This is a genomic window from Mycoplana sp. 10N416 (assembly GCF_056394765.1).
Map to the genome: position 1 here is coordinate 165,980 of NZ_JBFTIM010000007.1, position 22,201 is coordinate 188,180.

22 protein-coding genes are annotated in these 22,201 nt (G+C 63.4%); 8 read left to right on the plus strand and 14 right to left on the minus strand.

What is annotated here, in order from left to right:
• Positions 1-110: 110 nt before the first annotated feature.
• From AC1DDS_RS15990 to AC1DDS_RS16000, 3 genes are all read right to left on the minus strand, one after another.
• Complete coding sequence (locus tag AC1DDS_RS15990; RefSeq protein ID WP_477479801.1) at positions 111-626, minus strand: DUF1993 domain-containing protein; 516 nt, start codon at positions 624-626, stop codon at positions 111-113.
• A gap of 98 nt (positions 627-724) precedes the next feature.
• Complete coding sequence (locus tag AC1DDS_RS15995) at positions 725-1,276, minus strand: extensin-like domain-containing protein (protein WP_477479802.1); 552 nt, start codon at positions 1,274-1,276, stop codon at positions 725-727.
• 245 nt (positions 1,277-1,521) lie between these two features.
• Positions 1,522-1,863: a hypothetical protein gene (locus AC1DDS_RS16000; RefSeq protein WP_477479803.1), complete on the minus strand. Its 342-nt coding sequence runs from the start codon at positions 1,861-1,863 to the stop codon at positions 1,522-1,524.
• A gap of 164 nt (positions 1,864-2,027) precedes the next feature.
• On the opposite strand from AC1DDS_RS16000, the gene trpLE reads away from it, so the two are divergent.
• From trpLE to queF, 4 genes are all read left to right on the plus strand, one after another.
• Complete coding sequence (gene trpLE, locus AC1DDS_RS16005; RefSeq protein WP_197065633.1) at positions 2,028-2,072, plus strand: trpE operon leader peptide TrpLE; 45 nt, start codon at positions 2,028-2,030, stop codon at positions 2,070-2,072.
• A 111-nt stretch (positions 2,073-2,183) separates the two neighbouring features.
• On the plus strand, positions 2,184-4,373 hold the full coding sequence (locus AC1DDS_RS16010; RefSeq protein WP_477479804.1) for an anthranilate synthase: 2,190 nt from the start codon (positions 2,184-2,186) through the stop codon (positions 4,371-4,373).
• Between the two features lie 140 nt (positions 4,374-4,513).
• Positions 4,514-5,431: a cation diffusion facilitator family transporter gene (locus AC1DDS_RS16015; protein WP_477479805.1), complete on the plus strand. Its 918-nt coding sequence runs from the start codon at positions 4,514-4,516 to the stop codon at positions 5,429-5,431.
• The gene (queF, locus tag AC1DDS_RS16020; RefSeq protein WP_477479806.1) at positions 5,428-5,892 is read left to right on the plus strand and encodes a preQ(1) synthase; all 465 of its coding nucleotides are present in this window, start codon (positions 5,428-5,430) and stop codon (positions 5,890-5,892) included. Before AC1DDS_RS16015 ends, queF begins: the two co-directional genes overlap by 4 nt.
• A 153-nt stretch (positions 5,893-6,045) precedes the next feature.
• Here queF and AC1DDS_RS16025 read toward each other — a convergent pair whose 3' ends face one another.
• Positions 6,046-6,402 (minus strand): SPW repeat protein, encoded by a 357-nt coding sequence (locus AC1DDS_RS16025; protein WP_477479807.1) that lies wholly within the window; start codon positions 6,400-6,402, stop codon positions 6,046-6,048.
• Between the two features lie 268 nt (positions 6,403-6,670).
• On the opposite strand from AC1DDS_RS16025, the gene AC1DDS_RS16030 reads away from it, so the two are divergent.
• Positions 6,671-7,252 carry an ATP-dependent Clp protease proteolytic subunit gene (locus AC1DDS_RS16030; RefSeq protein WP_310419352.1) on the plus strand — a complete coding sequence of 194 codons (582 nt, stop codon included), beginning with the start codon at positions 6,671-6,673 and terminating at the stop codon, positions 7,250-7,252.
• A 64-nt stretch (positions 7,253-7,316) separates the two neighbouring features.
• Here the strand turns inward: AC1DDS_RS16030 and AC1DDS_RS16035 are convergent, their stop codons facing one another.
• Entirely contained in the window at positions 7,317-7,520 is a 204-nt protein-coding gene (locus AC1DDS_RS16035; RefSeq protein WP_310419355.1) for a hypothetical protein, read from the minus strand.
• A gap of 422 nt (positions 7,521-7,942) precedes the next feature.
• On the opposite strand from AC1DDS_RS16035, the gene leuA reads away from it, so the two are divergent.
• Positions 7,943-9,652, plus strand: coding sequence for a 2-isopropylmalate synthase (gene leuA, locus AC1DDS_RS16040; RefSeq protein ID WP_477479808.1), 1,710 nt, complete (start codon positions 7,943-7,945; stop codon positions 9,650-9,652).
• 89 nt (positions 9,653-9,741) lie between these two features.
• Here the strand turns inward: leuA and AC1DDS_RS16045 are convergent, their stop codons facing one another.
• The 4 genes from AC1DDS_RS16045 to AC1DDS_RS16060 all read right to left on the minus strand — a co-directional run bounded on the left by AC1DDS_RS16045 (position 9,742) and on the right by AC1DDS_RS16060 (position 12,947).
• Positions 9,742-10,581, minus strand: coding sequence for an anti-sigma factor family protein (locus AC1DDS_RS16045; protein ID WP_477479809.1), 840 nt, complete (start codon positions 10,579-10,581; stop codon positions 9,742-9,744).
• 2 nt (positions 10,582-10,583) lie between these two features.
• Positions 10,584-11,102 carry an RNA polymerase sigma factor gene (locus AC1DDS_RS16050; RefSeq protein WP_310419364.1) on the minus strand — a complete coding sequence of 173 codons (519 nt, stop codon included), beginning with the start codon at positions 11,100-11,102 and terminating at the stop codon, positions 10,584-10,586.
• A 224-nt stretch (positions 11,103-11,326) separates the two neighbouring features.
• Positions 11,327-11,917, minus strand: a complete 591-nt coding sequence (locus AC1DDS_RS16055) for a tetratricopeptide repeat protein (RefSeq protein ID WP_477479810.1) — start codon at positions 11,915-11,917, stop codon at positions 11,327-11,329.
• Positions 11,918-12,029: 112 nt separating this feature from the next.
• Complete coding sequence (locus tag AC1DDS_RS16060; protein WP_477479811.1) at positions 12,030-12,947, minus strand: metallophosphoesterase family protein; 918 nt, start codon at positions 12,945-12,947, stop codon at positions 12,030-12,032.
• 183 nt (positions 12,948-13,130) lie between these two features.
• On the opposite strand from AC1DDS_RS16060, the gene AC1DDS_RS16065 reads away from it, so the two are divergent.
• Positions 13,131-13,622 (plus strand): NUDIX domain-containing protein, encoded by a 492-nt coding sequence (locus tag AC1DDS_RS16065; protein WP_477479812.1) that lies wholly within the window; start codon positions 13,131-13,133, stop codon positions 13,620-13,622.
• A 30-nt stretch (positions 13,623-13,652) separates the two neighbouring features.
• Here AC1DDS_RS16065 and AC1DDS_RS16070 read toward each other — a convergent pair whose 3' ends face one another.
• Positions 13,653-14,639, minus strand: a complete 987-nt coding sequence (locus tag AC1DDS_RS16070) for a glutathione S-transferase family protein (protein WP_477479813.1) — start codon at positions 14,637-14,639, stop codon at positions 13,653-13,655.
• A 271-nt stretch (positions 14,640-14,910) separates the two neighbouring features.
• Between AC1DDS_RS16070 and AC1DDS_RS16075 the strand changes: the two genes are divergently transcribed.
• Positions 14,911-15,456 (plus strand): GNAT family N-acetyltransferase, encoded by a 546-nt coding sequence (locus AC1DDS_RS16075; protein WP_477479814.1) that lies wholly within the window; start codon positions 14,911-14,913, stop codon positions 15,454-15,456.
• A 52-nt stretch (positions 15,457-15,508) separates the two neighbouring features.
• Here AC1DDS_RS16075 and AC1DDS_RS16080 read toward each other — a convergent pair whose 3' ends face one another.
• From AC1DDS_RS16080 to AC1DDS_RS16095, 4 genes are all read right to left on the minus strand, one after another.
• Complete coding sequence (locus AC1DDS_RS16080) at positions 15,509-16,309, minus strand: class I SAM-dependent methyltransferase (protein WP_477479815.1); 801 nt, start codon at positions 16,307-16,309, stop codon at positions 15,509-15,511.
• A gap of 84 nt (positions 16,310-16,393) precedes the next feature.
• Complete coding sequence (locus AC1DDS_RS16085; protein WP_477479816.1) at positions 16,394-18,463, minus strand: glutamine amidotransferase; 2,070 nt, start codon at positions 18,461-18,463, stop codon at positions 16,394-16,396.
• Position 18,464: 1 nt separating this feature from the next.
• Positions 18,465-21,278 (minus strand): DUF4159 domain-containing protein, encoded by a 2,814-nt coding sequence (locus AC1DDS_RS16090; RefSeq protein WP_477479817.1) that lies wholly within the window; start codon positions 21,276-21,278, stop codon positions 18,465-18,467.
• Positions 21,275-22,195 carry a DUF58 domain-containing protein gene (locus tag AC1DDS_RS16095; protein WP_477479818.1) on the minus strand — a complete coding sequence of 307 codons (921 nt, stop codon included), beginning with the start codon at positions 22,193-22,195 and terminating at the stop codon, positions 21,275-21,277. Before AC1DDS_RS16095 ends, AC1DDS_RS16090 begins: the two co-directional genes overlap by 4 nt.
• Positions 22,196-22,201: the final 6 nt, after the last annotated feature.

Consider the following 22,201-nt stretch of genomic DNA (forward strand, 5'->3'; position numbering starts at 1 on the left):
CGAGGCCATAGGCTCACTGCGTCAGTCGAACGACGGGGCGCCGCGATTGTGTCGCGGCGCCTCGTTTTTGGTGGTCTGTCCTCCACAAGCGCGGCGACCCAGACTCATTGTTACTGATGGCCAAAAGGACCGAGATAGTCGCTCTTTCCGATCTCAACGCCGTTGTGGCGAAGAATGTCGTAGGCAGTCGTGACGTGGAAGAAGAAGTTCGGCAGGGCGAATTCCAGCAGATAATCGTCACCGCTGAAAGTCACCTGCAGCTTGCCGACATTGAGGGTGACCGTGCGGGCCTCACTGCCATCGAGGTCCGTCTCGCTGATCGAACTGAGATAGGCGATGGTCTTGTCGACGCGCGCCTGCAGTTCCTCAAACGTCGTTTCCATGTCCGGAAAGCTCGGCGCGCCTGCTCCGGTCAAGCGCCCCAACGCGTTCTTCGAGGTGTCGCTGGCACGCTGGATCTGCCCGGAAAAAGGAAGCATGTCCGGCGCGAGCCGTGCGTTGATGAGCACTTCGGGGGCAATCTTGTTGGCATCCGCATGGGCTTGTGCCTTGTCGACCAACCTCGCCAATACCTTGAGGCCGCGAACGAAGACGGGGACGGAAAGTCGGTGCATGGAGACGGTCATAGAAGCGGTCCTTCAAGAATGATGTGAGGTTCTTCGTACTGGCGATGAATATAGAACGTTCATCGGCTACGGGAGCCAAATATGCCTGCATTTCACGCCTACCAGCAGTATCGGTAACCGTTCGTGCGCTTCATGACGTCGAGGTGCAGGTGGCTTTCGTGCGCGGCGTCGCTGCCCGGGTCGAGGACGGTCCTGAAATACAGGCAGGCGCTGGCCACCGCGGCGCGCTGTAGCGCGCCTTCGGCTGACCCATCCTCGTCGCGCGGCGCGATCGCAAGCCGGCTGCCGTCGGAGAAACGGAAGGCGGCGATATCGACCGCGTTGCCGAATGCGTGCTCGGAGATCTTGCCGTTCGGCGCGCCGTTGCGATTTCGGCAGACATAGGTGGAGGCCTGCTCTAGGCCGACAAGGCGCTTGGTTGGCATCACCGCACTGATTGCAGGAATGACCGCTTCGCGGGTCCATCGCTGCAGCTGCAATGCCGTTTCGCATCGCAAGGTTGCCGTGGGTCCGATCTCGATGTCGCTGGCCAGACGCGAGACAGTGACCGGCCGAGCGATGCCGCAGCCATCCTTGGTATCGATGCGGGCTTCTTCCTTGATGATCGCGCCAGCCGATCTCAGTTCCTCCGTGCAGGCACGGAATGCCACTGCGTCCTCCTCGGCAAGCGGCGGTGGCGGGAGCGGTCGTTCCTTGTCGTGCAAACTGTCTGCCGGCGGAGCCTCCTTGTTCGACTGGGGGCTCTCCTTTGCCGGACGCGGGGCCGGCACCGGGCCTTTTTCAGGAAGCGTTGCTCCGGCCAGCAGCAAGCTGGCAATGAGAACGGCGGTCGATCGCAGGTGTATGAATCCACTCCATCCTGTTCGTGTGGGTGGTCATAGAACGATCGGGAAGATTATCGGTTCCCCGAAGAAAGCGCGTTTTCGAGCTCAGACGCCTGCGCCGGTTCGAAACGATGCGAGATTTCGGCGCAAGCGGCGAGAAATCCCGTCAGTTCGCGGACGCGTTCGATCAGACGTCCACTGCCGCAAGCTTCGCTTCCGGCGATCATGTCGAGAAGAAAGCTAATGAGCGCCCGAATGTCGTCGGCGTTCGCCGGCGAAAGCTGCAGAATGGCCTCGAACGTGTCCGCCGCCTCGCGGTCCAGCGCTTGAAATTCAGGCGTGTCGTATTCGTCGATCCTCTCGAGCAGGCGCCGCTGCAAGTGACGAAAGCGGGCAAGTTGGCATGTCACCATGCGTGGGCCGTCCCTGAAATTCGACAGGATGAATTCAATGCGGTGCCAGCATGTCAGGGCCGGTAAAGCCTGGCTATCCCCAGATATCGCGAGGTTTCGGAAGGACGTGGCCGTCGCCGAAAATGGCGTTGCGTTCGTTTGTGCTTCACGCTAACAATTCTGCGATGACGAACGCACGCAACATCGCGATCTGGTGGTGGGCACGCTAACCGCGGCCTCGACCAGTCATGCGCGATTGAACGACAAGCCGCCCGGAAACCTCGAGGCGGCTTTTTCATTTCGGGCTGCCTTCGGAACTGGGCCGAACAGGAGAGCAAGGAATGGTGACGAAACTTCGGGACGATGGCGCCGAGACCTACGAGACGCGCGGCGGCATCGTCGTCACGCGCCGGCGCCGGGCGGCGGACTATGCGAACGCGATCTCGGCCTATGTCGACCGGCTCGACCAGCATCGCGGCGCGGTGTTCTCGTCGAATTACGAGTATCCCGGCCGCTACACGCGTTGGGATACCGCGATTGTCGATCCGCCGCTCGCCATCACCTCGTTCGGACGGGACGTCTGGCTCGAAGCGTACAACGAGCGCGGCGAAGCGCTGCTGGCCATGATCGCGCCGCGTCTTGCGGAGGTGGGCGACCTGACGATCGGTGCGTCGTCCTCGCGGCGCCTCGATATCAGGGTCAACGAGCCGGATCGTGTCTTCACCGAGGAGGAGCGCTCCAAGATCCCGACGGTCTTTACGGTCCTGCGGGCGGTGACGGAGCTGTTTCGTTCGCCGGAGGATGCCAACCTCGGCCTTTACGGTGCCTTCGGCTACGACCTGGCCTTCCAGTTCGACGCGATCGACCTCAAGCTGGATCGTCCGCAAGACCAGCGTGACATGGTACTGTTCCTTCCCGATGAGATCCTCGTCGTCGATCACTATTCCGCCAAGGCCTGGATCGATCGCTACGACTTTGCCAAGGACGGGCTGACCACGGAAGGGAAGGGCGAGACCATCGCGCCGGAGCCGTTCCGCGCCACCGACACTGTCCCGCCGCGCGGCGACCATCAGCCCGGCGAATATGCCGAGCTTGTCGTCAAGGCGAAGGAAAGTTTCCGCCGCGGCGACCTGTTCGAGGTGGTGCCGGGCCAGAAATTTTATGAGCGCTGCGAGAGCAAGCCCTCCGAGATCTCCAAGCGCCTGAAGGCGATCAATCCGTCGCCCTATTCCTTCTTCATCAACCTCGGAAACCAGGAATATCTCGTCGGCGCCTCGCCCGAAATGTTCGTGCGTGTGTCGGGTCGGCGCATCGAGACCTGCCCGATTTCCGGGACGATCAAGCGTGGCGACGATCCGATCGCCGACAGCGAACAGATCCTCAAACTTCTGAATTCCAAGAAGGACGAGTCGGAGCTGACGATGTGCTCGGACGTCGACCGCAACGACAAGAGCCGCGTCTGCGAGCCGGGTTCCGTCAAGGTGATCGGCCGCCGCCAGATAGAGATGTATTCCCGCCTGATCCATACGGTCGATCACATCGAAGGGCGCCTGCGCGACGACATGGATGCCTTCGATGGCTTCCTGTCCCATGCATGGGCCGTGACCGTCACCGGCGCGCCAAAACTGTGGGCGATGCGCTTCATCGAGGCGCACGAGAAGAGCCCGCGGCTGTGGTATGGTGGCGCGATCGGCATGGTCGGCTTCAACGGCGACATGAACACCGGGCTGACGCTGCGCACCATCCGCATCAAGGACGGGATCGCCGAGATCCGGGCCGGGGCGACGCTGCTCAACGATTCCAATCCGGAAGAGGAAGAAGCCGAGACTGAACTGAAAGCATCCGCCATGATCGCAGCCATCCGTGACGCCAAGGCCGGCAATACGGCCAAACTCCAGCGCGACGTCGCCACCGTCGGCGCCGGGGTGAACATCCTGCTCGTCGACCACGAAGACAGCTTCGTGCATACGCTGGCGAACTATTTCCGCCAGACGGGGGCAACCGTGACGACGGTGCGCACGCCCGTCGCCGACGAACTGTTCGACCGCCTGAAGCCCGACCTCGTCGTGCTTTCGCCCGGCCCCGGCAACCCGAAGGACTTCGACTGCAAGGCGACGATCAAGAAGGCGCGTGCGCGCGACCTGCCGGTCTTCGGCGTCTGCCTCGGTCTGCAGGCGTTGGCCGAGGCCTATGGCGGGGAACTGCGCCAGCTTGCGGTGCCGATGCACGGCAAGCCCTCGCGCATCCGCGTGCTGGAACCCGGCATCGTCTTCTCCGGCCTCGGCAAGGAGGTAACGGTCGGGCGTTATCACTCGATCTTCGCCGACCCGGCAACGTTGCCGCGGGATTTCATCGTCACCGCCGAGAGCGAGGACGGCACGATCATGGGGATCGAGCATGCCAAGGAGCCGGTGGCCGCTGTGCAGTTTCACCCAGAATCGATCATGACGCTCGGCGGTGACGCGGGCATGCGAATGATCGAAAATGTGGTCGCCCATCTTGCGCGCAAGACAAAAACGAAAGCTGCATAACCCAATCAGCCTTTGACATCTCGGCCGAATTGGCTGATAGAAACCGCATAGAAAAACCGCCTGCGCGAAAACCCGCGCGGGCGGTTTTGCGTTGAAGAACATGGATTTTGCAATTCGTTTGCATCCGCAGTGGAGCGAGCATGACTACCAACGGAAACCCGACCGTCAAGCGACTGGCCCTGATCGGCATTCCGCTGGCCGTGTTCGTCATGGGGCTGAAGCTCCTTGCCTGGTGGGTGACCGGTTCGGTCGCATTGCTGTCGGACGCGCTCGAATCGACGGTTAATGTGATCGCTGCCGTTATCGCCTGGGGCGCGATCGGCTACGCCGCGCGGCCGGCTGATGCGACGCACCCGTTCGGCCACCACAAGGCCGAGTATTTCTCTGCCGTCATCGAAGGCGTGCTGATCGTCGTTGCGGCGCTGCTCATCCTGCAGGAGGCCGTGCCGAAGCTGTGGGCGCCGACGCTGCTGGAACAGCCGGTACTGGGTCTTGCGATCAACCTGGTTGCGGCGCTTGTGAACGCCGGCTGGGCAACGATCCTGATCCGTGCGGGCCGCCGGCACCGCTCGCCGGCATTGACCGCGGACGGGCATCACATTCTTTCCGACGTGGTCACGTCGGCGGGCGTGCTTGCCGGGCTTCTACTGGCACTTGCGACCGGATACGCGATCCTCGACCCGGTCATGGCGATCCTCGTCGCCTTGCACATCGTCTTCCAGGGGTGGAAAATCATCTCCAACTCTGTAAGCGGGTTGATGGACCATGCGGTCGATCCGGCCGAGGAGGCGGCGATCAAGCAGGCAATCGCCACCCATGCGGAAGGATCGCTCGGCGTCCACGATCTGAAGACGCGACAAGCCGGATCGGCCACCTTCGTCGATTTCCATCTGGTGGTTCCGGCCAGGATGGCGGTGGGCGATGCGCATGAAATCTGCGACCGGCTCGAAGCGGCAATCGAAGCGGTGCAGCCGGGCGCACAGATCGCCATCCACGTCGAACCGGAAACTGAGAAAGCGCACGGCATCAGGGTAAAAGTGGAAAGGGTCAAACCATGACCAAGACGGACGTTTCAGATCTCTCGCAGCTCGGCCGGAACGTGGACCTCCCTTCAAACCCGGAGGAAGCGGTGCTGGAAAAGGTGCCGAGCGGGCATCAGGACGCCGATTTCGTCGTCCGCTTCACCGCACCGGAGTTCACCTCGCTCTGCCCGATGACGGGCCAGCCGGACTTCGCCCACATCGTCATCGACTACGTGCCGGACGGCTGGCTGGTCGAATCGAAGTCGTTGAAGCTGTACCTGCATTCTTTCCGCAACCACGGCGCCTTCCATGAGGATTGCACCCTCGACATCGCCAAGCGACTGGTGAAGCTGCTTTCGCCGAAATGGCTGCGGATCGGCGCCTATTGGTATCCGCGCGGCGGCATCCCGATCGACGTGTTCTGGCAGACCGGCGCACCGCCCGAGGGCGTCTGGCTTCCGGATCAGGGCGTCGCACCCTATCGCGGACGCGGGTGAAAGGCGACGGCGCCTTTAGCCATGATAAGGCCCGTTGCGTGGGTTTTCTCACGCAACGGGCTAACCGCCCGAATATTCGGGTTTGGAATTCGGTCCTGAGCATTCGCCGCTGTTTGCGCCGCCGCGCGCCATTCGTGGCGCGCCGTGCTTAGGCTAGGCGTGCGAATGTGGATGGCGATAGTCCCAGACTGCCCAGGCCGATACCGCGGCGGTGCAGATTCCGAGGATCACGTGGGTCCACATAGCGTGAGTGTTGGCCATGAAGCCAAGCAGCCAGGGCGAAACGATCAACCACAGGCCGACTACCATGTTTACCCATTCCTCCCATTCCGCGAAGGCCGAAAGTGTCATGATCGCAAAGGCGCCAAGCACGATGCCGGCGAGCCAGGCGTTCCAGCTCGGTGTCCTGTCGGCGACAAAGCCGATCACCCAGGGCGACAGAAACAGGCAGACCGCCAGGAGCAGAGTGACCAGATCCTGACCTCTCCGACTGGACATGAGTTTCATCATCGCAACCTCCATGAGGCATTCACCGTGCGCAATTGCACAGCATGATATTAGAATACGCTAATATTTGCTTCCTTCAAGATTCATGAAGGTAGTGCCCATTCACGGATCCGTATGGGTATGCAAAGGGCGCCCCTTGCATTTACCCTGTTTGCCGCTGGCCTTGGCGCCCTCTATCGCCTCGCTGGCGTTTTGTTGCATTGTCTTGGCGGCTGAGTCGCATTATCTGACTGCGGCAAGGATTTGTGAGACGACAGGCGGAGATTTGCCGATGAACGACGAAGACGACGACAAGAAGACCGAGCTGCCGCTCGGCAAGGAAACCGAGGCGAACCTGTTCAAGTCGCGCTCGATCTTCATCTATGGCGGCATCACCCAGGAGTTGGCGCAGAAGGTCTGCTCGCAGCTCGTGGCGCTTGCCGCCGCCAGCGACGAGGACATCCGCATCTTCGTCAACTCGCCGGGCGGGCATGTCGAGTCGGGCGACAGCATCCACGACATGATCAAGTTCATCAAGCCGAAGGTCTGGGTCATCGGGACCGGCTGGGTCGCCTCCGCCGGCGCGCTGATTTTCGTCGCCGCGCCGAAGGAACAGCGCCTCTGCCTGCCGAACACGCGCTTCCTGCTGCACCAACCGTCCGGCGGCACGCGTGGTATGGCGTCCGACATCGAGATCCAGGCGCGCGAGATTCTCAAGATGAACGAGCGCCTGAACAAGATCTTCGCCGAAGCCACCGGCCAGTCGATTGAAAAAATCGCCAAGGACACCGACCGCGACTACTGGCTCTCCGCCAAGGAAGCCCTGGAATACGGTCTTGTCTCGCGGATCATCTCCTCGCAAGCCGACATCTGATCCGACCGGACATTCAACAACGTCAGCGCCCTTCCGTCCTCGTGGCGGAAGGGCGGGCGTCTTGTTACTGCCGGCCTAAATAATAGCCCGGCGGACCGTAGTCCTTCATGCCGACGGAGCGCGCATAGACACAATAGTCGTATTGGTCGCTCATCGGGCCGCCGTATTGCGCGAAGCAATAGTTCCGGGCTGCTTGCATCTTTGGATCGAGCGGTGCGGATTGGCAGCCTGCAAGCACGGCAAGCAGTACCAAGGCGATATACTTCATAGCCCCATTCCTCCGCTGCGGCGTGCCGGGATAGCCGCCGCGTGTCAAAGACTACCGCCTGAGCTCCTCCTGCACAAATCCTCTCGCGCATGGCTTGCGTCACGGCGGTTGCGCCGATATAAGCCAACCCATGTCGAAGACAAGAAGCACCATCGTTGAACGTATTTCGCGCAGCCAGCAGGTTGCCCGCGAGCGTTCGCGCAGCTTCTCCTCGCTCCTTCTTCTCGGCCTTACGCGCGGTTGCCGGGTTCTTTGAGGAGCGCCCGGTGGCCGAATAGCCCACCGGCGCAAGTGCTCCTCGCATCACCCATATTGTAATTTCGACCCGGGCCCTTGGAAGGCCAGCTTTCGCCGTCGCCAAGCGTGCCGCTATCGGCTATGACGTTTTCGCGCGAAAGCCGGGATGACGAAGAGACAGGCACATGACCGTAAAGACCCATACTCCCAATCAAGGCATGCCCAACGCGGCGGCGAAGTATCAGGCGTACCCGCAGATCAGCATTCCCGACCGCACCTGGCCGAGCAATACCATCACCAAGGCGCCGATCTGGTGCTCGGTCGACCTGCGCGACGGCAACCAGTCGCTGGTCAATCCGATGGGCCACGACCGCAAGGCCCGCATGTTCCAGCTGCTGCTCGACATGAACTTCAAGGAAATCGAGATCGGCTTCCCCTCCGCCTCGCAGACGGACTTCGATTTCGCCCGCTGGTGCGTCGAAGAAAGCAACGTCCCCGACGACGTCTCGCTGCAGGTTCTGGTCCAATGCCGGCCTGAACTGATCACCCGCACCTTCGAGGCGCTTGAGGGCGCCAAGCGGCCGATCATCCACTTCTACAATTCGACGAGCGAACTGCAGCGCCGCGTCGTGTTCGCCAAGGACGTTGCCGGCATCAAGCAGATCGCCACCGATGCGGCAAAGATGATCATGGACATGGCCGCCGCGACCGGCGGCGACTACCGCTTCGAGTATTCGCCGGAGAGTTTTACCGGCACGGAACTCGAGGTCGCCCTCGAGATCTGCAACGCCGTCACCGAGATCGTGCGCCCGACGGCTGACAACAAGCTGATCATGAACCTGCCCTCGACCGTCGAGATGGCGACGCCAAACATCTATGCCGACCAGATCGAATGGATGTGCCGCAATCTCGACAACCGCGAGAACCTGATCATCTCGCTGCATCCGCACAACGACCGTGGCACCGGGATCGCTGCGACCGAGCTCGGCCTGATGGCCGGTGCCGACCGCGTCGAGGGCACGCTGTTCGGCAATGGCGAGCGCACCGGCAACGTTGACGTCGTCACGCTGGCGCTGAACATGTACACGCAAGGGGTCGACCCCAAGCTCGACTGCACCGATATCGAGCGCATCAAGGCGGTTTACGAATACTCCAACGAGATGGTCATCCCGGAGCGCCATCCGTACGTCGGCGAACTCGTCTACACCGCCTTCTCCGGCTCGCATCAGGACGCCATCAACAAGGGCATGAAGGCGATCAAGACCGCCAACAAGCCGCTCTGGGAAGTGCCCTACCTGCCGATCGATCCGCAGGATGTCGGCCGCACCTACGAGGCGATCATCCGCATCAACTCGCAGTCGGGCAAGGGCGGCATCGCCTATATCCTGCAGCAGGACCACGGCATCAACCTGCCGCGCAACCTGCAGGTCGAGTTCCGCGAGGACATCCAGCGGATCACCGACGAGGAAGGCGTCGAGCTGCCGTCGAAGCGCATCTACGAGCGCTTCCTCGACCGCTACGTCACCCAGCCGGATGCGCGGCTGCGCTTCGTCGACCACCACACCTATCCCGACACGACCCGAAAGGGCGTCCGCATCGTTTTGGCCGAGATCACAGACAGGGGTGAGACGAAACAGATCGAAGGGCAGGGCACCGGGCCGATCGACGGCTTCATCCATGCGCTTTCCGTCCATACCGGCGTCGACATGTCAGTCGTCGACTATTCGGAGCACTCGCTGCAGCAGGGTTCGAACGCCGCGGCGATCGCCTATGTCGAGATCGAGTATCCCGGCGGCAAGCTCTTTGGGGTCGGCATGAACACCAACATCGTCACAGCCTCGCTCGAGGCGATCGTTTCCGCCGCCAACCGGGTTTTGGAAGAATCCAGCCGCTGATCGAACGCGGATTTCGAAACCACAAAGCCGCTCCGGGTTTCCGGGGCGGCTTTTGTGTATCTGGCGACAACGGCGCGGCTACCGCAAATTCAGATCGTCTGCGCCACTGCCTGCGCGATCGTTTCCAGTGCCGGATCAGACGACGGACCGACGACGACGAAGGAGGCGGTGCCGGCCTGCCAGGAAATCAAGCCGAGGTCATCGCGAATGCTGTCATCGAGCTCGGTCTTTTCGACGGCGGGATCAATTCGCTGGAAGCAGACCGCGAAGATTTCGCCGTCGTCGTCCTTGTAGAGGAGTTGCGCTGTCGGTTTGCCGCCGGCGACCAGAAGCCGGGCGCCTTGGAAGCTCAGCCGGTTGGCCGTCAGGTCGGGAATCTTGAAGTCGACGCCGACTGCTGCGGTGAGCCAGTCGGTGATGTGCGCGCTCTCCGCGGCTGGAACCTCCGCGAGATGCCGGGTCTGGCGTGCGTAGATGCGGTGATAGTCGGCAATGTCGTCCAGCCAGCTTCGCGACTGCGCCACCTGTGCCGGCGCTGCCGGGGCGGCGTGCTGCGCGCCAAGCAGGTAGCCGGCGCTGCCGCCGGCCAGGAGCAAGACCAGTCCTGCGGCACCAAGGCGTGTCGACGTGCCGTAGGATGCGACTTCCTTGGGGCGCGCGCTCGGGAGCGGACGTCCTGCATCCTGTCCGCCGTCGATCGAAACCAGTTTGATGTTGCGGACAAGATCCAGTGGCACCGGCTCGTGAAGCATATCCTCGAACGCCTTGCGTCCCAGGTCGCTTCCCAGCTTCAGCCGGTTGAAGAGCGTGCGCGCTTTTTCGTCATGCGCGAGAATTCCGTCGATTTCATTTGCTTCCGCATGCGATAGCTGTCCGTCCAGATAGGCCGACAAGCGCACCTCGAGCGGGAGACCCTGCGTGCTTTCCAAGCTCAGGTCCTCCTTTCTGTCTGTTCCGAGATCATTGCGGCAAGCCTTATGCGCGCCGTCGAAAGTCTGCTCATGACGGTCCCGATGGGGATTCCGAGAATGTCCGCCGCCTCCCGGTAGCTGTGGCCTTCCACGTTCACCAGCAGAAACACGCTCGAGAGGCCTTCCGGCATCGTCATGATCAATTTGTGCAGTTGCTTGGCATAGACGGCCTTGTCGGCCGATGCCTCGATGCGCAGGTCGTCCTGCTCGGAGAAATCGACCGTTCCCGACCCGGTGCGGACTTTGCGCTTCCTGATCTCGTCCACCCAGAGATTGCGCGTCATGGCATAGATCCAGCTTTCCAGCCGTCCCTCTCCGTTCCACAGGTGGCTGCGGGTGATGGCGCGTTCGCAGGCTTCCTGAACGAGATCGTCGGCATCGCTGCCGTTTCGGGTCAATGTCATGGCAAAGCGGCGCAGCTTAGGCAAAAGACCAACCAATTCACGCCGGAATTCATTCGATTCTGCCGTGGGATGCATTGTGCTTCCAAGGGAACGTTCGAGATCAGACCAATATTCGCCGCAAACCTGCCCGCGAGTATTGATATGGAACATTTGCGCTGCGCTCTGCAAGCGCAGGTTCAGGCAGACTTGGAAGTTTCGGGTGTTTCGGCCAAAACTGTTGGGGATGCGCCCGGTGGATGGCAGGGATCGGCGCGACCATGATACTGGCCAATCCCTGCCATGTGATCGGCCGAGGCCGGTCAGTAGGTGCTGCGGTCGCCACCGAGCGACTGGAGCAGCGACCGGTAGGCCCAGCTGTTCTCGCCGCCGCGATCGCGGATCTCGACAAGCTGTACGCGGGCGCCCTGGATATCGCCCTGTTCGATCAAGGCCTGACCCATGTAGGAGCGGGCGAGGATATAGTTCTCATCCGCCTGCAGTGCCTTGCGATAGTAGGTCATGGCACGTTCCACTTGGCCGATCTTGCGGTAGGTGAAGCCGTAATAGTTAAGGATGCGCGGATCGTTCTGGTTTTCCGCCGCCTTCAGCGTATTGAGCGCATTGCCGTACTGCCCCGCATAGGCGAATTCGCGTGCCGCCTCGTAGAGAATGTCGTCGGGCTTCAGCTCGCTCTTCTTCTGTGTGCCGTTCTTCTTGGCATTGGCCTTGATCTGGTCGGGCGTGAGGCAGGCCTTGCGCTCCGGGCTCCAGACCTTGCCGTTGGTGCACGTCGTCGTGGTCGGCGTCGATGCTGGTGGAGAGCCGTTGCCGCTGTCGGCGGCAGAGAGGGTGCCGGCCGGCACGAAGGCAAGCGCAAGGACAGCGGCGAGGGTGGTGCGGTTCACAGACATCTTCGATCCTTCCTCGGGAGGGTGCCGATAGCAGAAGGCGCGTCGCGCGAAGGTCGCTCTCGTTCTTCGCCGCGAAGCGCATTCACGAGATTAGACGCAATCGAAGGGCGCTTTATTCCCCCATCGGGAAGCGCGTCGTTTCGGCAAGCATGATGTCTGATCCGGACGCGTCGAGCTCGTAGCGCTCGCGCATGAGGTTCCAGCGTCCCGGCTCTCCGGAAATCTCGAAAAGGTTGTATGCCGCCGGCGGCTTATGCCCGCCCGGTCCCTGCGAAGCCGAAGCAATCCCGACGACGGGAACCTGGCCGCCGGTGGGACTACGAAGCCAATGAACGGTGTTGAAATGGGTATGGCCGTGCAGCACGAGCTCGGCACCGCCGGAGGATATCGTCGCGGCGAAGCGGCGGATGCCGATCATGCGCTTGTGGAGGGAGGTCGCGCCTTGGATCGGCGGATGGTGGATCATCACGACGCGGAACAGCCCCGCTTCGCCTGCCGCCTGCAACAGGTTGACCGTCGCTCGTGCCTGGCGCCGGCCGAAATAGCCGCTTGCCGCAAAGGGCGGCGTTGCCACTGCGGTCGAGCAGCCGATAAGGGCAACATTGCCGCGCACGCGCAAATAGGGAAAAACCGGGTGGTCGGCGCTCCGTTCGACCGGGGCATCGTCACCGCGCATATAGGGATACCAGGCCCGGCTCGAGCGCTCACGGGCGCCGGGCACGTAGGCGTCGTGATTGCCGGGCACAACCGATATGTTCTCGGGCTTGCCCGCGTCCTTCAGCCAGCAAGCGACCGTTTCTATCTCGGCGGCCGCTGCGAGGTTGACGAGGTCGCCGGTGATGGCAAGGTGATCCGGATTGCGCCGCTCCAGATCGTCCATCAGCAGGTCAAGCGTGTTGGCAAAGAGATGGCGGCGGCGGTTGCGGTGCCAATTCACAAAGCCGGTGATCCGCTTCGACGCCAGCTCGATCACGGACAGTGCGGGCAGCGGGCCGAGGTGAATGTCGGAGATGTGGGCGAGGCGAAACATGGCTTTCCATAAACCGAGTCATGGCGTGAAGGGAATGCCACCCGCTCCGATTCGTTGCCTGGGAGGGTTGTTCTCTGTATTGCGCGTGGACAATTCGCCGAGCCCACCGGTCCGGCCTTGATTCAGCCGGCTCTTGGGTAAAGCCTTGCGGGTGAGGCAGATGCGCGATGAACGGGGAGGCGCATGAGCAGCGAACGGCCGCCGGAAATGCGAAGCCTCTTGGCCCGTCTGGTAACCCGCGTGGTGCATGGCTATTTCGCCTATGCGCGCGGAATGACGCTCGGCGTGCGCGCGGCCTGCTTCGATGCCGAGGGACGCGTCTTTCTCGTCCGGCACAGCTATGTGCCGGGCTGGCACCTGCCAGGCGGCGGCATCGAGCGGCGCGAGACCGCGCCGCAGGCGCTTGCCAAGGAAATGCGCGAGGAGGGCAATCTTCTTGCCGGCGATCCGCCGCGTCTGTTTCACGTCTACTTCAACAGAAGAACCAGCAAGCGCGATCACGTGCTGTTCTACGTCTGCGACAACGTGCGGCAGAGTGCGCCGAAACGGCCAGACCGGGAAATTCGCGAGGCCGGTTTCTTTTCCCTGGACGCCTTGCCGGAAGGGGTGACGCCCGCGACGCTGCGCAGGCTCGACGAGGTGGGCGGCCGAACACCGCCGGCCGACTTTTGGTGACGACGCGCGAAGGCAGCCGCAGCAGTCTTTTCAGGCGGCCAGCAGCCCCTCGCGCCTGTGGGGTGCGGCGAGGTCGAGTTCCGGCCCGACCGGAACGATCCCGGTCGGATTGATCGTCAGGTGGCTGCGGTAATAATGCTGCTTGATGTGGAACAGGTTCACCGTCTCGGCGATGCCGGGCACCTGGTAGAGGTCACGCAGGTAGCCGGACAGGTTCGGATAGTCGGCGATGCGGCAGATGTTGCACTTGAAGTGGCCGACATAGACGGCATCGAAGCGCACCAGCGTCGTGAACAGGCGCCAGTCGGCCTCGGTGATCTGGGCGCCGGTCAGGTAGCGCTGGCGGGCGAGACACTGCTCCAGTTCGTCCAGCGTTGCAAACACACGCGCGACGTTTTCCTCGTAGGCGTCCTGCGTCGTGGCGAAGCCGGCCTTGTAGACCCCATTGTTCACCGTGTCGTAGATGTGCTCGTTCAGCGCGTCGATCTCGGCGCGCAGGTGCGCCGGATAATAGTCGGCGCGCGAACCGGTGATCCCGTCGAAAGCCGAATTGAACATGCGGATGATCTCCGCCGATTCGTTGGAGACCATGCGGTCCTGCTGCTTGTCCCAGAGAACCGGAACCGTGACGCGGCCGGAATAGTGCGGATCAGCCTTGGTGTAGATCTGCCAGAGCGTCTCTGCACCGAAAAGATGGTCGACGGTGCCGCCGTTTTCGCCCTTGAACTCCCAGCCCTTCGACAGCATCACCGGATCGACGATCGACACGGTGATGAGGTCTTCCAGCTTTTTCAGCTTGCGGAAAATCAGCGTGCGGTGCGCCCAGGGACAGGCCAGCGAGACATAGAGATGGTAGCGACCGGCCTCGGCCTTGAAACCGCCATCGCCGGTGGAGCCGGGTTCGCCGTCGGGCGTGATCCAGTTGCGAAACTGCGAGGCCGCCCGCTTGAAATGACCCTTGGTGGCCGCGGTGTCGTACCAGACATCATGCCAGATGCCGTCCACAAGCTTTCCCATTCCGAGCTCCTTACGGTTGTCGATACACTGTCTAAATAGGTTCAACGGTCGGGAGCGAATAGGTGCTGTTTCTTGAACAGTGCGTTTTGGGCTTTGACAGACGACATTTTTCTGCTATCCGCGCTGGTTAGAAAACGCGTGCCGCAGTGGCACGAACAGGATTTCGGTTCGAACGATGTTCTTTGCAGGAAACCCGCGACGACGCTGATGCTCTCAAACGCCTCTCTCGAGGCGAAGTCATCCTATTGTCTCGCAAACGGTTCCTGTTCCCATGCATAAGCACGACCTCGTCTACCTGACCGAACACGCGTCCCATGACGCCGCCATTGAACACATCAATGAAGAAGCCTTCGGCCCCGGACGGCACGTGCGCGCCGCGGCAAGGATCCGCGAGCAGGGACCGCACGACCGGTCGCTGTCCTTCATCTGCGCCGACGACGGCGAGACGATCGCCTCGGTACGGATGACGCCGGTCATGGCGGGCGACGTGAAGGCGCATCTGCTTGGCCCGCTCGCCGTGCGGCCATCGCACAAGAACATGGGAATCGGCCGGGAACTGGTGCGGATCGCGGTGGAGGCGGCAAAGCGGAAGGGCTCTGAGGCCGTCATCCTTGTCGGCGATCCGCCCTATTACGGCCCGCTCGGCTTCGAGAAGGTCGCCTTTAATGCGCTGACCTTCCCCGGTCCGGTCGACCCGAAGCGGGTGCTGGTGGTGCCAATTTCCGTCGACACGCACGAGCGGCTGAAGGGCGAGATCGGCTGGCGGCCCGATGACGCGGCTGCAGTGGCGCCAGCAAAGCGCGTTGCGGCGGGCTGAGCGCGACGGCCATCGCCAGCGCTAGCAGGAGAATTGCCGCGCCTGCCTCGTTTCAGGGAGCGATGCCCCGGCAGGCCACTGCGACATTTGCGAACGACCTCGGGCCATCCGGCCGGCCAGCCTCGTAGGCATCGCGCACGGCTGCGTCGGTGCGCGCCCGCTCTTCGGTGCCGAGTGCGGCGACATACTGGCCGAGAGGTCCTTCGCCCGCAGCGATCGGCGCCCAGTAGTCGTCGAAATTCTGGTAGTCCATTCGAACCATGAGCTGGGTTTCCGTAACGTCCACGAGGCTCTGCTCGACGAAAGTCCGCTTCAATTCACCGGGTTGCATCATGGGCTGGAAGCAATAGCGGCCGCGCAGCTGACGCCCGCTTTCGCTAAGTGCCGCCACCGTATCGACCATCATGCGCATGCCGGGCATGCCGCCAAGGTGATCCCACACGGCCGCCGCAACCACGCCGCCCGGTCGGACGACGCGCCGCATCTCGGCGACGGCCTTGGCAGCGTCGGGCACGAAATGGAGCACAAGCAGCGCCATGGCGCGATCGAACCTGCCAGCGTCGAAGGGCAGGGCGCAGGCATCCGCCTGACGGATCGTTACGCGCGGATCGGTGTTGCTCCGGGTCGCCGCTTCGACGAAGACTGGCGAATAGTCGATCGCGACAATTTCTTCGACATTGGCAGCCTTGGCGAGGGCGAAGGTGAGACTGCCGGTGCCGCAGCCGACATCGATGATTTTCTCGTCGTCGGTAAGCCCCGCGAAATCTATGAACTGGAGGGCGAGAATTCTGCTCCAGCGCCCCATCAGTTGTTCATAGCCGTTTGAATCGTGGACGTTGAAGGTTGAGGGCATCGAAACCTCCATCCCGTGCGGGGCCGTCATCGGCCCGATGAACACCTGTCCTGGCGCGTCTCCGCTCAGCGCTGACGCGCCGATTCAGCGACCCTCACGATACCACATGCCAGATAGCGCAAGCAGCAGCAGCCCCACACCGGCGAATCCGGCAAAGAGCGGCAGGCTGTCGACGCTCTTCAGCGCTGTCTCGTTGGTCATGCGGAGCGAAAGGCGCTGCGGATCGGACGCGCGCACGGAACCGGAGACCGGCAGGAGCGGCGGCATGTCGAGGGCGTTTTCGGCGTCCGCCAAACGCCGCACCGTTCCCTTGGTCTTGTCGGCCAGCGGCTGAAGCGTCTCGGTGGTCGAGATCGTTGCCTTGAATTCCGGGGCATCGATTGCGCCGACATGCACGAGTGCCGTCAATCCCTCGTTTTCGATTTCATAGAGGCCCGTTTCCGCCGTCTTGACCTCGGCGCGGTAAAGTCCGGGGCCATCGGCCTTCAGGTCGACGGAACTCGTCTTGCCCGAGGGCAATTTCATGATTGCGGGGCCTGGAGCCTCCTTGATCGTCTGGCGCGTAATTTCCAGGGTCCGGCCGAAGGCGCGCGCCGTCAAGGCTTCTTCCTCGAGCGCCGGTTCCTGCATCAGCCAATGGGCGGTGCGGCGATAGAGCGAGACGTGCGGGCCGCCGCCCTCGAAGCCGCGCGCCCACAGCCAGCCCTGATCGGACAGCAGCATGGCGACGCGCCCCTTGCCGTGGCGGTTGAGCACCAGGAGCGGGTGGTTGTCCGCGCCCTCCATGACGACGCTACCCTGCGGTGGGGCCACGTCGACCGTACGGAACCAGCGTCCCCAGTGCGGCGGCTCCTCCAGTGCCCCCTCCAGCCCGCGCGTGACAGGATGCTTCTTACCTTGTTCGGTGAGCCGCGGATAAAAGGCCTTCTCGTTTATCACGCCGGTCGGCGTTGCAGGCAGCACCGCGGACAGCGGCGTATAGGCGATCGAATCGCTGCCGGCATGTTCGGGGCCGGCGGCAATCAGCAGCGCCCCGCCATTTTCCACGTACTGGGCGATGTTGTCGTAATAGAGGATCGGCAGCACGCCGCGATGCTGGTAGCGATCGAAAATGATCAGGTCGAACTCGTTGATCTTGTCGACGAACAGTTCCCGGGTCGGGAATGCGATCAGTGACAGCTCGTTGATCGGCGTTCCATCCTGCTTTTCCGGCGGGCGCAGGATCGTGAAGTGGACGAGGTCGATCGCCGTGTCCGACTTCAGCAGGTTGCGCCAGGCGCGTTCACCGGCATGCGGTTCGCCGGACACGAGCAGCACGCGCAGGTTCTCGCGGATGCCGTCGATGAGATGAACGGCGCGGTTGTTGGCGGTGGTGATTTCGCCGGGGACCGGCTCGACGGCGAATTCCAGCACGTTGCTGCCGCCGCGGGGCACCGTGAAGCTGAAGGGGGTTTCCGCGCCAGGGGTCGCCATCTCCGAGGCGATCTCGTTGCCGTTCAAACGGATCGTCACGTGCGCCGTCGTTCCCGGCCCCTTGCCGTCGTCGGTCACGCGAAACTTCAGTTCCTGCGGCTCGCCGACGATGCCGAAGCGCGGTGCGCTGAGGACCTCGATGCGCCGGTCGAATTCGTCCGGCCGGCCGGTGATCAGCGCGTGCACGGGTGCATCGAAGCTGGTGAAGGCGGCCGGGTCGGGGATGTCGTGCACCTGCCCGTCCGTCACGAGAATGGCGCCACCGACCCGCGAGGGGGGAACGTCGGCAAGGGCCGCCGTCAGTGCGTCGAAGAGGCGGGTCGAGGGCGTGTCGGAGTCGGGATCGTTGCCCGCCTCGACGATGCGCGGCTCGAGGCGCGGGTAACGGGCCAAGCGTGCCTTGAGCTCCTCGACGGCCTTGTCGGTCATCGCGGTTCGATCGGCGTTCTGCTGGCTTTGGCTGCGGTCGACGACGACGGCAACCACTGTCGGAAGCGGCTCGCGCTCCTCGCGTGTGACGACCGGGTTGGCGAGCGCCAGCATCAGCAATGCGAGCGCCAGCGCGCGCAACGCCGAACCGCGCAGGCCGCGCCAGAGCCCGAAGGCGCTCAGCAGCACGGCAACTGCTACGAGTACGGCGAGTGCATACCAGGGAATGAGCGGTGAGAAGGCGATGCTCATGTCACTGCCCCAGCCGTTCGAGAAGAGCGGGAACGTGGACCTGGTCCGCCTTGTAGTTGCCGGTCAGCATATACATCATGATGTTGACGCCAGCACGGAATGCGTGCTCGCGCTGGACCTCGTCTGGGGGGACTGTCGGCAGCAGCGGCATGCCGTTGTCGTCGATCGCCCAGGCGCCGGCAAAATCGTTGCCGGTGATCATGATCGGGGTCACGCCGTCGCCGGACCGCACCGGCCGGTTTGGATCATCCTTGTGGTCGAGTTCCGCCTCGACCCAGAGGGGGCTTCCGGCGTAGCGGCCGGGAAAATTGGTCAGGAGGTAGAACGCCTTTGTCAGGACGTGGTCGGCCGGCACGGGCTCCAGCGGCGGAATGTCGAGGTCAGCCAGGATCGCGCGCAGCCGCTGCGTATTGGGGCTGGCTTCGCTGGCGTTCTCGATCGAGGAAAACTGGTCGCGCGTGTCGAACAATACGGTGCCGCCGTTGCGCATGTAGGCATCGATGCGGCTGATGGCGGCGGGCGTCGGCATTTCCGCGCTTGCGCTGACCGGCCAGTAAAGCAGGGGATAGACGGCCAATTCGTCGGTCGCGATGTCGACGCCGACCGGCTCGCCGGGTTCAAGCGTCGTCCGGTAGGTGAGAAACTCGGTCAAACCTGCGAGCCCGCGCTCCGAGGTGTGGTCGACATCGCTTTCGCCGGTGACGACATAGGCGAGATGGGTCGTGTCCAGGCGGGCCAGCAGCGCATCGTCGCCGGGCTTGGTGTCGTCGGCAAGGGACGATCCTGGCGAAAGGGCCAGCAACGCCAATGACAGCGCGAAGGGGAGGGCGAGGGCGGCGGCGCGCGCCGGCGCCTGCCTGATGGTGCGGGCGAAGGCACCGCTCATGACAAGCACGATGAGGCAGTCTGCGATCAACAGCAGGGTTGCGATCAGGAACAGCGTCGGCTTGAGCGATTTCGCCACCTCGCCGATCAGGGTTTCGCGCTCGATCGCCACGTCGGCGGCTGCTGGAAGCGGTGCCAGCCTCTGGCCGGCCGGAAACAGGTTGTGGGCGACAAAGCCATCCTGCGCGCCGTAGAGACCCGGAGGATTGTCTTCCGTGGCCGTAACCTTGCCGGCAGTGGCCGGATCGAGCGGCTTGGCCTCGCCGGTATCGGTGGTCAGCGTGCCGACCGCGGTCAGCAGACGGAACGGCGGCAGGCGCTGTCCCTGCGTTTCGCCCGATACGGCCACGCCGCCGCCGTGCGAAAGCTGCACGGTGCGGCGCAGCATCTCGACGAAGTCGCCCGAAAGCGGCAGGTTCGACCAGCCGGTTTCGGCACTGACGTGGAAAAGCACGATCCGCCCGGCGCCGATTTTTCCGGTCGTCACAAGCGGTGTTCCGTCGGCAAGACTCGCCCAGGTCCGCTCGGGAAGGTCCGGCGTCGGCTCGGCAAGAACCTGGCGCTTGACCAGCACGTCGTCCGCTCGCGGCAATCCGGCGAAGGGGCTCGTCGGCGGATAGTCGGCGAGCGGCTGCGGCTCAGACCAGGAAAGCGCGCCATCAAGCGCGCGTTCGCCCTTTCGGAGCATGACGGGCACCAGCGGATCATCGGCGGGGGCTGCGGCGAGACGGGGGCCGGCGAAACGGATCAGCATGCCGCCCGCCTCCAGCCATTTGTTCATCGGCGCGTAAGCCTCCTCCGGCAGCCGGCCGATATCGGCCATGATCACCACCGACGGGCGCTGTTCGAGGAGTTCAGGAATGGCGGTGGCGAGGTCGGCAACGCCTGGGCGGATCAGGTCTGAATAGGGGGCGAGCGCCTTTTCGATGTAGTGCAGCGGGGAAAGCAGCGGTTGGCTGGCATCCTGTGTTTCACCGCTCAGGAAGGCGACACGCCGCCGCCGAAAGCCGTCGTCCAGGAGATAGGTCGCACCGGCCGAGGCCAGGTCATCGACGGTGATGTGGGCAAAATCGTTGCGCAGTTCGAAAGGCGCCGCAATGCTGCCGGTCGCCATTGCTTCGCCGGGTCTGAAGGTGAGCGTTCCGTTGCCGATCGGCCGGCCGCGCGTGTCGTGGGCGGTCAGGGCGAGCGTTCGCGCTTCGCCCGTCGATAGACGACTTGCGCTGACCGTCATTGCCTCCGCGTCGTTGTTGGCGGACGTTACCGCGATGGTCCCTCTGCCGTCCCCCTCGATCAGGCGCAGATTTGCCGGCTGCAGTGCTTTCAACGCTGAAAGCGTGCCGTCGTCATCACCGCCGGCAATCCCGTCGGAAAGGAAGGCAAGCGTGCCCGGCGGCGTGTTTGCGAGCGCCGTCTTCAGGGCAGCGAGTGCAGAGTCGCGATTTCCCGGCAGGGGGAGCGCCTGGGTCGCGGCGAGGCGCGTGCGGGCCGTTGCCGCGTCGGTCGGCACGGCATCGTGGTGCCGTTCGACGGTGAACACGATCGAAACGGGAACGTTACGCGCCTCCGCATCGTCGATCAGGGCGGATGCGGTGTCGACGCGCCGCTGCCAGTCGGTGGCGGTGGCCCAGCTGTTATCGATGACGAGCACGAGCGGACCGGCGGCTGAAAGGGTGTTTTCGCGCGGATTGAGCACAGGCTCGGCGATCGCGAGAATGACGGCGGCCGCCATCAGCATTCGCAGCAACGTCAGCCACCATGGGCTCCGCGCCGGCGTCTCCTCGCGCTTCAGGATCGAGGCGAGAATGCGAAACGGCGGAAAGGCTTCGACGACGGGTCTTGGCGGCGTCAGCCGCAGGAGCCACCAGATCGCCGGGAGAAGCACGAGTGCGGCAAGGACGGCCGGATAGACGAAGACGAGGCTGCTCATCGGTGTGCTCCCGCAGCCCTCATGTCCGGCAGACCGGAGAGGTACATGTGCGCAGCGACGATCGCTTCGGACGCGAGATGGTCGGTGCGGTGCACGACGAAACTCCAGCCGAGATGGCGCAGGTTATCGGCCAGCGTGGTACGGCGGGCCTGATAGGCACGTGCGTAATCGTCCTTGAGCGTCTCGGCGCGACCGGCCGTCAACTTCTCCCCGGATTCGGGGTCGGTGAACTCGGTGCGGCCGGCATAGGGGAACAGTTCTTCGGCCGGATCGGCGATTTCGATCACGTGGCCGCGCAGGCCGCGTTTGGCCAGTGGCCCGAGCCGCTCCATCACCGCATCCGGCGGATCAAGGAAGTCGCCGATCAGCACGATATCGCTCGAACCGCGGATCATCTCGGTGGAGGGGAGGCCGTCGGCGAGTGTGCTGTGGGCAAGGGCGGTCGCGAGCCGTTCGGCCGCATTGCGGGCCGCGATCGGCTCCATGATGCCCGGGCAGCCGATCCGCTCGCCCGAGCGTGCTAGGATCTCGGCGAGCGCCAGCAGCACCACCAGCGCGCGGCTTTCCTTCGACACCGCGCCGAGGCTCGACTTGTACATCATCGAGGGCGACAGATCGGCCCAGAGCCAGATCGTGTGCGCTGCCTCCCATTCCCGATCGCGCACATAGGTATGGTCGTCGCGGGCCGAGCGCCGCCAGTCGATCCGCGCAAGGCTCTCGCCGGTTACGTAGGGACGGAACTGCCAGAAGTTTTCGCCGATGCCGCGCTTCCGGCGGCCATGCCAGCCGGCAATCACGGTGTTGGCAAGGCGGCGCGCCTCCACCAGGCAGTCCGGTACCAGCGCCGCGCGCGCCTGCGCCCGCGACAGAACCTCGGCTGTCGGTGTGCGTCGGACGATCTCGCCGATTGCAGGCATGGTGCG